Origin of the sequence: Nonomuraea sp. NPDC052129 (genome assembly GCF_040680095.1) — a bacterium.
In the GTDB taxonomy this organism is placed as follows: Bacteria; Actinomycetota; Actinomycetes; order Streptosporangiales; family Streptosporangiaceae; genus Nonomuraea.
The window spans coordinates 363,786-373,822 of record NZ_JBFAVX010000007.1 but is presented as its reverse complement, the minus strand read 5'-3'; the positions used below and the strand labels follow the sequence as shown (position 1 = coordinate 373,822).

Below are 10,037 nucleotides of genomic sequence, written 5' to 3'. Positions count from 1 at the left end.
CACCAGGAGGCGATGGCCACGGTCCGGCAGCGCGACAACAGGCGTCAACGTGGGGTGGCGAACTGGCGGCTGGTCCGCTACGCCGATGACTGGGTCGCCATGGTCAACGGCACCCGCCACGACGCCGAACGGCTGAGGGAGCAGGCGGCCGCGGTACTGGCCCCGATGGGCTTGCGCTTGTCGGAGGCCAAGACGGCGGTCACCCACCTCGATGACGGGTTCGTCTTCCTGGGGCACCACATCCAGCGGCGCCGCAAACGAGGAACCCAGAAGTGGACCGTCTACACCTACCCGAGCAAGAAGGCGATCAACACGATGATCGCCAAGGTGCGGGCGCTGATCCACCCAGGACAGCCTGACCTGAGAACCCTGTTGATCCGCGTGAACGCGGTGATCCGGGGCTGGTGCAACTACTTCCGGCACGGCTCGTCCAAACGGACGTTCAGCTACCTGGGCCACTACGTCTGGCACCGCCTCTACTGGTGGCTGCGCAAACGGCATGGTGGCATGTCGTGGCGGAAGATACGGACCCGGCTGCTCAACAACGGCTGGGAGATCTCCGCGCAGGGAATCGTCCTGCTGGATGCGGCATCGATCCCGGTCACCCGGTATCGCTGGCGCGCCTGGGACATCCCCACACCCTGGTCACGACGAACAGAGCCATCTCCAGCGGCATGAACCTGTGGAGAGCCCGGTGCGGTGAAAGTCGCACGCCGGGTTCGGAGGGCGGGCCGGAGAAACGGACCAGCCGCAATGCTGACACCGCGCTTCGGTCCGACCCCACAGAATCTTGAAAGCTCATCGTCGGGGCCGCCGGCCCGCGTGCGGTGGCGGGCGCGAACGGCCCCCAGGCCGCACGCGCAAGCCCGCCAGACCGCTAAGCGGGCCGGCGGCCCCGTGGCGAGCGCAGCGAGCCCTTGAACCAGCAAAGAAACTCTGAGCCACCGGCTGCCGACAGACGCGCACGTAGCTGTGCCGTGACCGAAAGGGTTCGCCGGGTAGCTCCTGAGCAACCCATCCGGACTTGGGAGCGTTCAACTACATGGACGGCGCCGGGCAGTCACTCGGGCCGGGAGGGATCGCCTCGGTCGGTGAGGCTGGAGGGAGCCGCCTCCTCGCCGAAGGTGATCACGATGTCCTTGCCGTTGGCATAGCTGACCACAGGCCGCTGGAGCATTTCACCCGCCCTGCGGGCCGCCCCCTGGAAGAGCTCCACCTTATCCGGGGCATCGGCGGTCACCCTGAATCGTCCGTTGGCCAGGAGTTCCTGGGCGACGTAGGGGGCCATGTTCGCTTGGCCGCGGGCCTGTTCCTCTGCACTGAGAGGGGTACGGCGGTGCACAGGTTGCGTTCCAGGAGTGTGCGTCATAGCTGATCTCCTCATGATCGACTTCTTTGTAGCATGCCATCCGCGGCTCCCTCTCAGCCCGCGATCCCAGCGAACGGACGTGTGCCTGGCAAGGTCTCTGGTCAGAGCACTAGATCACGAGGTCTATGCCACTGTCGCTGAGTTCTTGCGGTGTAAAGACGATCTCGGGGTCTTCGGCGAGCTCGCGGTGGTGGCCGATCTCGTAGCGGTTGGCGGGGGCTTTGACCTCGGCGACCTCGATGGGGTGGCCGTTGGGGTTGGCCATGGTGCGGCGGATGATGAGGACGGCTTCGGCGTAGTCCATGCCGAGTCCGGTGCGTTCGTCTTCGTAGGCGATACGGGCGGTGGTGAGGGTCATCCAGCGGACGGGGCCGTGTTCGCGGATGAGTGACTGGTAGAAGAAGCCGGGGCGCTTGCGGTACTGGGCGTGGTGCTTGGGGTCGTCCCAGTCGGGGAGCATGTCGGCGTTGGTGTAGGAGTTGATCTCCAGGCGGGCCGATGCGCCGTGGATGGCGGCGGTGTGGCCTCGGTGCCACATGCTGCGGCGGTGGATGACCGGGTGGCCGGGCCGGACGCTGAGCATGATCGCGACGTCGCGGTTGGCGATGGTCTTCTCGCCGGTGAAGAGCGGGGTCTCGGGTTCGCGTTGGGCGAGGTCCCAGCCGAAGGCTTGGACGTCCGGGTGGTGCCCTATGAGCAAGGAGGAACAACACGCCGATCAACCATCCGACACCGAGTGGATGACCGATCTCATCCGCCTGGTGAACGCGCCCGGCTACAAGCGGTGGCGCTCCATGATGGCGGCGACCGGTGGATGCGCCCACCCGGTGCACCTGGCCGGACAGTCGACGATCGTGGACGCGGGCACGGGCGAGATCCTGCACGCGTACACCACCGACACCGAACCCGCGGGACATCTCCTGGTGGCCTGCGGCAACCGGCGGGCCTCGGTATGCCCAGCCTGCTCACAGACCTACCAGGCCGACACCTTCCACCTCATCCGGGCGGGCCTGTCCGGCGGCAAGGGCGTGCCCGAGACCGTCAGCGCGCACCCCCGGGTGTTCGTCACCCTGACCGCCCCATCCTTCGGCCCCGTCCACTCCCACCGCGACGGTCGCGCCTGCCGCCCTCGCAAGCACGGCAGGCTGTGCGAGCACGGGCGGCCGGTCGGCTGCCACCTGCGGCACGAGCCCCACGACGAACGGCTCGGCCAACCGATCTGCCCCGACTGCTACGACTACCCAGGCGCGGTCCTCTGGCAGGCACACGCGGGCGCGCTGTGGCACCGCTTCACCCTGGCCATCCGGCAAGAGCTCGCCAACCAGACCGGGATGGCCCGCCGCGCCTTCGCCCAGCACGTCAAGGTGTCCTTCGCCAAGGTCGCCGAGTACCAGCGACGCGGCCTGATCCACTTCCACGCCAACATCCGCCTGGACGGCCCTGCCGGAGCCTACGAGCCGCCACCCGACTGGGCAGACCACCACCTGCTCGTCCAGGCCATCCCACCCGCCGTCAGTCAGGTCACCGTGACCACGCCGCCGAGCGCTCTCGGCCGGTGGGACCTCACCTGGGGTGACCAACTCGACATCCGCCCCATCCTGCTCGACCCCAACGCCGACGGGCTCAGCGAACGAGCCGTCGCCTCCTATATCGCCAAGTACGCCACCAAAGGCGCTGAAGCCTCCGGCACCATCGACCACCGCCTGTCCTGCCGGGCCTGCGCCGGACGCGGACGGCTGAGCCTGATGGCCGCCTGCGGCCACTGCCACGGCACCGGCCTCAAACCCGGCCTGAACCTCGACGCCCTCCCCGTCACCGACCACGCCCGCCGCATGATCCGTACCTGCTGGGACCTCGGCGCACGCCCCGAATTCAGGGCGCTCCGGCTCCGCTCGTGGGCGCACATGCTCGGCTTCCGCGGCCACTTCTCCAGCAAGAGCCGCGCCTACTCGCTCAATCTCACCAACCTGCGCAACGCCCGCGCCGCCCACCGGGCCGCCGAAGCCCTCGAACGCCACGGCCTCCCCGCCCTCGGCGACGCCACCACGCTCGTCCTCGGCCACTGGCGGTTCGCCGGAATCGGCTACACCCCCGGCGAAGCGCTCATGGCCGAACACATCCGCCAGCGCGTCCAGACCGCCCGACACATCCAGGCAGAGCGGGAGGACGGATGACCCCACCCACACCGCTCGACGAACGGCGGCTCTACCGCGTCTGCGATGCCATGCGGCTGCTCAGCCTGAGCCGCAGCGTGATCTACGAACTCATCCGATCGGGCCGCCTGCGCTCGGTCACCCAAGGCCGGATCCGACTCATCCCGGCCTCAGCCATAGACGACTACATCGCCCTGCTCGAACAGGAGGCATCATGACCGAAAGACGCAGCAGAGGAGACGGCGGCCTGCACTGGGACGAAAAGCGCCAGCGCTGGATCGCCAGCGTCACCATCGGTTACAACCCTGCCGGGAAGCGCATCGTCAAGAAAGCCAGCGGCAAGACCAAGACCGAAGCCAAGAACAAGCTCAAGGACATCATCCGCGACTACGAGGACGGCCTGGCCATCGCACCGGCCAACTACACAGTGGCCAACGCGGTCCGCTACTGGCTGGAGCACGGCCTGAGCGGTCGTTCTCCCTCCACGGTTACGATGTACCACACGTACGCCGACAAGCACCTGATCCCGGCGCTCGGCGCGCGCAAGCTGCGTGACCTCTCCGTGGAAGACATTGACCGCTGGCTGGCGAGCAAGACCGACGAGCTTGGTACCCGGTCGCTCAAGCTGATCCACGGCCTCCTCAACCGCTCCGTCAAGAGCGCAATGCGACGCGACATGGTGAAGCGGAACGTCGTTGATCTCTGCGACATCCCGGACGGTCGCGCGGGACGTCCTTCCAAGGCGCTCACGCTGCCCCAAGCCCTGTCAGTCCTCACCGAGGCCGAGAAGGGCGGCGAGCGCATGCGGGCGTACATCGTGCTCTCGCTGCTGATCGGTGCTCGGACCGAGGAACTGCGGACGCTGCTCTGGTCGCACGTCGTCACGTACGACGAAGGGCGCCAGGCATGGCTACCGGTGGCCGAGGCGGGATGGGATCACCAAGAGTTCGCGATCTACGTGTGGCGGTCCGTACGGCAGAAGGGCGACACGAAGACCGTGAAGTCTCGGCGCTCCCTCAAGCTGCCCCGTCGCTGCGTGGACGCACTTCGACTGCTCTGGGAGGCGCAGCAGGCCGCACGCGAGAAGGCGGGCAAGCGATGGCAGGACACCGATCTCGTCTTCTGCACGAGGACAGGAACGCCCGTCACCGCGCACAACGTGCGGCGGGACTTCCGAAAGGTGGTCGAGGCGGCGGGACTCACCGGCCGGGAGTGGTCACCACGCGAGCTGCGGCACAGCTTCGTGTCGGTCCTGTCGGACTCGGGCGTCCCGATCGAGGACATCTCACGCCTGGTCGGCCACTCCAACACGGTGGTGACCGAGACCGTCTACCGCCACCAGATCCGCCCAGTGATCATGCAGGGAGCCGAGGCCATGGACCGGATCTTCGGGAGTTAGTCACTCACTTAGTCACTCACGCCCCGTTTCCAAGATCGGAAACGGGGCGTTTTCGCAGGTGGGCGGTACTGGGTTCGAACCAGTGACCCCTCGCTTGTAAGGAGCCATGATCCCTTGGCTGTAGATCTGGACCTGCATCCCCGTACCTGCTGGGGCGCTTGATGCGCCATGATCGATTCGGTCTAATGGCACGCTAATGGCACGGCGATCATGCCTCTGATGTGGGGCTCGCTTGCGATATCTGGCACGGTATGGCATGCCCTTGTGGCACGCAGATGGCACGGAAGCGAACCCGGCGCCCTACGGGCGATCCATCCGCATGGGGCGAACTGCCGACGGTTTTACAGCTCGCGGCCGTTACGGGCTCCGCATGCGCTCCGACCTGCAGTGCGCTCATGCTGCTAGCTCATGGAACGCAAGATCATTGCACGCATATTGCACGGCGCACCGAGCCGTGTTCACGGGTGCGCCTTACGCGCTCTCGGCCAGCATGGAAAACATTCGTACTGGACAGGCGGTGGGGAGTACAGCAGAGTTGGCCCCTCTCATGGGCCTAGCGCCGGAGCGCCGTCAGGTCCTCCGGCCAGTAGAGTAGCGCGCCACCCCAGTATGCCCGAGGGGACGCGAGAGTTCAGTCATCACCCCTGCCGATCTGGGGAAGATCGCGCTTTAGGTGAGCGCCGGCTATCCCGAGATCCCGCCTGGCAGATTCCATCATCAGGTAGCGCGTCTTCCGCCTCGCAGCGGGATCCGCAACCCGATCAGGGTTTCTCAGCGTGACATGCAACGCAGAGGTGTAGTCATGCGCGCACTGCGCCAGCTCAGGAGAACAGACGAGTTCGACGCTCTTCTTGGCTAGCCAGAGTTTATGAAGATCTTCTTGCGCGGTGTTTTCGTCCAACCGATCCTTAAATACCGGCTGCTTGTCAAGGATCAACTCGATGCGCTGAGCCGCATCGAGGAAGGACAAGATGGCGGCTTTCCGCTCAGCACGCATGGCAGCGAGCCGATCATGCTCCAGGCGCTTACTGTCCACACGAGTCGCCAGATACTGACCCAGAAGAGTGCCACACGTCCCCAGCAGCACGCCTAGCAGGGGGAGAACAGTTGTGCTGAAGGCCTCCCAGGTCATAGTCGAATGATTGCGAAGCATCGACTTCATGTATAGAGGGGTGGCACGAGGCCGCGTCCCGGCTCCTACCATGCCTGCGCTGCCACCCAGCCACGCGACCTGAGGGCGCCGCTACTCGGTGAGCCGGTGCTGAGGAACGAAGCACCGGATCGTCGATCGCCCCCGACCAACAACGGAGGCCGACCCACACATGGCGATCGTAGGGCTGTGGCCGTGCGGCGGCGTGGCGCTGAGGTCGGCGAGTTCGCTCGGGTCGGCGGGGGCGGCGGTCGGCGGGGCGGCCCGTGCTGCTGCCGCCCGGGACCGGCCCCCAGGCCGCATGCCCGGGCTGCAGGCAAGCGACGGGCCGCTGTACGGCGGCGCGGCGCGCCGCCGCTTGATTCCTATGGGAACAATTCGGCAACTCATGAGGCCTGAACCCTTACCTTCAACGACAATGAACGCGACAACGGGTCCTACTGACGATATGGGAGAGGGCGGGATGGCTGACGACACAGATGTGGAGCCTTCAGAAGAAGAGAAATCTCTGCGGTTTAAGCTTCAGGCGAAGGGGTACGATCGATTCGCGTTCACGCGCGATGGACTGGAGATCGCTCCAAACGGATCCCGAAGCTTGGTGCGCACCGAACTCGCCATGCCACCCTCCTTTTTTCCAATGCTTAACGATCAACTTGACTGGGATCACTTTGAGCATCCCCAATACATAGGCTACATTTCACCCTCGAATGGAATAGTCGAGATCGGATTGGAGCGAGGATTTGGACTTCCCGGCTCCACCATGCGACTAACTCGCATAACAAAGAACTCCATTCCTCAATGCGCCCACTCGTCGAATGACTCCTGGGTTCCCATACTTTCAGACGGAAACATTATCCGCAGACCTCGCCCCGAAGAGAACAACGATAACCGCGAGGCTGCGCGAGTACATCTATCGCGGCGAGACGATAGTGTGTGCATAGAGCTATCGAATTGCAGCCCACTCATCGCACTGATGATTATCAGAGGGCAAGAGCGCCCCAAGCAGTCCTTGAAGCTTTACCTCGACGCCCGCCTGTCGAGAGAGGAACTACTAGAGGAGAGCGAAGAGATTTTGCACTCCTTCCTTTACGAGCTTAATGCTCGAAACGGGATTATCTTCAACGCGATTCGGCCACCCACCCAAGAAGACCTTATTCGTAAAAGGAGACGAGCATCGCGGTCTGCTGTAGACAGCGCAAGGTTTCCCATCATGTCTATAGATTCGGCAGTTGCGAAATTATTCAACTTCGCCACCGAGGCTTCCGGGAATCCCACACTGGCATTTCTTACCTATTATCAAATTCTTGAGCATTTCCTTTTCATCATGATTCGTCGCGCCATCATCCGAGACGTCCGCGCCGAACTCTTCGATCGCAAGTTCGACGAGAAGAAGGATGCTTCCATCATGAAGCTCCTCAACATCATGGAACAACGCCTAGGCAAGCTTGAATCCAAGAACTTGCGAACCTTGCTACACGAAGGCGTCAGAAAGGAACTTGTTAAGGAATTTCTTGAGGACAGCATTTGGGGCAACCATTTTTCAAGCAAGGGACCCATCAACGGAGTAAGGGCCCTGAGCGCCAACGACCGGAACGTTGACTTATTGGATCAAGTGGCTGAACGGGTTTACAAGATACGCAACAGGATCGTACACGCAAAAGACGAACCGAAGCATGGCGAGTCAACGGTACTGATGCCCGAAAGCCAAGAATCCGACTCATTGGGGCCGGATGTACAGTTGGTTAGGTTTCTAGCCATGGAAGTCATTCAAGAAAGCCAAGGCCGCTAACCTAGAGTTCAATTCCTCTAGTCCAGGAGGTCCGGACGTCGATTAGCGAGGGCACGGCGAGCTGTTATAAACCGCTCGTGAAACTCCTCCACCAGCGCTTCACGTCGGTACCGTTGACGTAGCATTCGATCAAGGTCGCTCGCACGATTGACTAGGTCAGTGAGAGATCGTCGATCGATATCGAACGCGGCCAGGCCCTCACCGACTGCGGCGTCGAGATCACCGCGTCGAGCGTGAATGATGCCGAGGTCAATATGAGCATCAGCAACACGCATAGGCGCATTACTGGTTCCGTCAGGGCGGGTGTGCATTTGGACGGTTTCGCGGGCGTGTTCTTCGGCGCGGTCGTCGTCGGCGAGCCAGGTATAGCAGGTTGCGGCGTAGAAGACCCACTTGGCGTGGTCGAACACGAAGTGGTGATCCGGATGCTCGGGCATAGGTAGGCTGCCGAGTACTTCCGCCCCACGGGTCAGGGCGCGGTCTGCTTCGCGGCGGTCGCCAATTCGAGCCAGGCCCCGGGCTTCCTGGAGAGTGAGCTGGACCATAGCGCTGCTCGTGCCTGCTACACCCTGGCCCATACGGGCGGCGGTCACGACGTCTTCGTAGCGGCCTTCGACGAGGGCGAACCACGCTGACATCTCGTGCGCCCAACCCATGAGTTCTCCGTGTCCTACTTGGCGCCCCATCTCGAAGGCTGTCCGCCGGGCGGTTTCGGCTTCTTCTCGCTCCCCCAAGTCGTAATGAACGCACCCCAGCAAAGCGGTAAGCCAACCGGTGATCACGAGCAGCTCACGATGCTGGTCAAGGGTGAGGCGCCCAGCGAGCAGGTGATTGATCTGAGCCAAGCGCTTCTGCGTGCGATCGCGTAGGGTGCCGGCGGGCACCACCGGATAGGCGCGGCACAGCAGGTCAACGGCCTCGGCCAGGGCCTCCAAGGTGCCTGTTCCGACGTCGGATGCCTGGAGTTGCTGGGCAAGCTCCATCGTCCCGTACAGGTCGGCTTCGGCTCGCAGGGCGTCGATGGGCATTACCTGCGCTTCGATGAGTCGGCTCTCGCTCTGCCTCCCCTGCAAGAATCCAAGCGCTTCCGGTTGCTTCCCGGTCAGTTGGGTTAGCGCCAGCCGGTATTCGGTACGCGGCCACCTGACTTCGCCTGCTTCCCAACGCCGGATCCGCTCCTCGTCGCAGGCCAACCTTTTAGCGGCGCCAATGGGCGTGGCGTTGAGCTTTTCGGCCATCTGCGCGCGGTTGAGCTGCTCCTGATTGCGCCAGGCGCGAAGGCGAACGTTCGGGATGTAGTCGGGCATCTTCGGGTCTTCCTCCCGGCTGGGGGCTCGAAAGGGGAAATGAGGGGGCCGTTCAGGGGTCCTGCTCAGACGCGGTTGCCGGTGGACTTGTCATCAATCAACCACGGTACGTCACGCGGCCTCCCGCCACAGGGAACGCCGAATGAACGAGGAGATGGCGACGGTGATCCGGCCAGACGAGACAAGCAAGACGTCGCCCTGCCCCGGCTGCCGGGGACGCGGGATCAAACTGCGCGACTCGCGCCGTGCGCTCCTCATCGGCGACACCGACAGAGATCAGATCTCGAGTGAGGAGCGGGAGTGTCTCGACTGCCTCGGAGACGGCCGGGCCGAAGGGAGCGAAAGATGAACTCGATCATTCAAGCAGCGGTGACCGGCTTCTTGCAGGGCCAGGAAGAGGGCGACATGCTCGTCCGGCTGCGGGACCAGCTCACGAACCTCGGTGTCAACGCCGAGCTGCGGGACAACAACAGTGCACTCATGGTGCACAAACGTGAGCCGGGGATGCCGGTGTGGGTGTTCGTCGGGTACGGCGGGGCCTACTACTCGTGGCAGAACGCCGAAAGGCGGCACCCGACCAGTGATGTGGAGGGTGCGGCGAACGTCCTGGCTGAGTACATCGCCAGGTGATGACGGGCACGGCGAGGCGGGCGTGGTCCCTTCCGGAGGGGGTGGGGGCCGTGGCCTTGTCTCGTCGCGCCTCCCCCGGCAGGCAGATGTAGTGGCAGCCCCCGTGGCAACCTTCCCAGCCCGGTCACTGCACTGCCTGCCGGACTTCTCGCGTTCGGCCCCCACTGTCGGCATCTACGTGGACAGCCGGCGACGAGCCGGTTACGCTCAAACTTAGTAAAACAACCTGTCGGCTGTTGG

The 10,037-nt window shown here is 63.9% G+C and carries 10 protein-coding genes; 6 read left to right on the top strand and 4 right to left on the bottom strand.

The window, feature by feature from the left end; genetic code table 11:
• Nucleotides 1-678, top strand: a 678-nt coding sequence (locus AB0L53_RS19735; RefSeq protein WP_363995464.1) for a group II intron maturase-specific domain-containing protein, incomplete at its 5' end; no start/stop codon positions are given.
• 382 nt (nucleotides 679-1,060) lie between these two features.
• Here AB0L53_RS19735 and AB0L53_RS19730 read toward each other — a convergent pair.
• Entirely contained in the window at nucleotides 1,061-1,369 is a 309-nt protein-coding gene (locus AB0L53_RS19730) for a hypothetical protein (protein ID WP_363995461.1), read from the bottom strand.
• A gap of 109 nt (nucleotides 1,370-1,478) precedes the next feature.
• The gene (locus AB0L53_RS19725) at nucleotides 1,479-2,069 is read right to left on the bottom strand and encodes a UTRA domain-containing protein (RefSeq protein ID WP_363995459.1); all 591 of its coding nucleotides are present in this window, start codon (nucleotides 2,067-2,069) and stop codon (nucleotides 1,479-1,481) included.
• A gap of 40 nt (nucleotides 2,070-2,109) precedes the next feature.
• Here AB0L53_RS19725 and AB0L53_RS19720 point away from each other — a divergent pair, with 40 nt between their 5' ends.
• The 3 genes from AB0L53_RS19720 to AB0L53_RS19710 are packed head-to-tail and all read left to right on the top strand — an operon-like array spanning nucleotide 2,110 to nucleotide 4,921.
• On the top strand, nucleotides 2,110-3,543 hold the full coding sequence (locus AB0L53_RS19720; protein ID WP_363995457.1) for a replication initiator: 1,434 nt from the start codon (nucleotides 2,110-2,112) through the stop codon (nucleotides 3,541-3,543).
• Entirely contained in the window at nucleotides 3,540-3,740 is a 201-nt protein-coding gene (locus AB0L53_RS19715; RefSeq protein WP_363995454.1) for a helix-turn-helix domain-containing protein, read from the top strand. Before AB0L53_RS19720 ends, AB0L53_RS19715 begins: the two co-directional genes overlap by 4 nt.
• Nucleotides 3,737-4,921, top strand: a complete 1,185-nt coding sequence (locus tag AB0L53_RS19710) for a tyrosine-type recombinase/integrase (protein ID WP_363995451.1) — start codon at nucleotides 3,737-3,739, stop codon at nucleotides 4,919-4,921. The genes AB0L53_RS19715 and AB0L53_RS19710 overlap by 4 nt, the downstream gene beginning before the upstream one ends.
• 631 nt (nucleotides 4,922-5,552) lie before the next feature.
• Here the strand turns inward: AB0L53_RS19710 and AB0L53_RS19705 are convergent.
• A complete protein-coding gene (locus AB0L53_RS19705) occupies nucleotides 5,553-6,053 on the bottom strand; it encodes a hypothetical protein (RefSeq protein ID WP_363995448.1) in 501 nt (166 codons plus the stop codon).
• A gap of 190 nt (nucleotides 6,054-6,243) precedes the next feature.
• On the opposite strand from AB0L53_RS19705, the gene AB0L53_RS19700 reads away from it, so the two are divergent.
• Complete coding sequence (locus tag AB0L53_RS19700) at nucleotides 6,244-7,860, top strand: hypothetical protein (protein WP_363995445.1); 1,617 nt, start codon at nucleotides 6,244-6,246, stop codon at nucleotides 7,858-7,860.
• A 17-nt stretch (nucleotides 7,861-7,877) separates the two neighbouring features.
• Here the strand turns inward: AB0L53_RS19700 and AB0L53_RS19695 are convergent, their stop codons facing one another.
• Nucleotides 7,878-9,167 (bottom strand): hypothetical protein, encoded by a 1,290-nt coding sequence (locus AB0L53_RS19695; protein WP_363995442.1) that lies wholly within the window; start codon nucleotides 9,165-9,167, stop codon nucleotides 7,878-7,880.
• A 345-nt stretch (nucleotides 9,168-9,512) separates the two neighbouring features.
• Between AB0L53_RS19695 and AB0L53_RS19690 the strand changes: the two genes are divergently transcribed.
• The gene (locus AB0L53_RS19690; protein WP_363995439.1) at nucleotides 9,513-9,797 is read left to right on the top strand and encodes a hypothetical protein; all 285 of its coding nucleotides are present in this window, start codon (nucleotides 9,513-9,515) and stop codon (nucleotides 9,795-9,797) included.
• Nucleotides 9,798-10,037 lie beyond the last annotated feature (240 nt).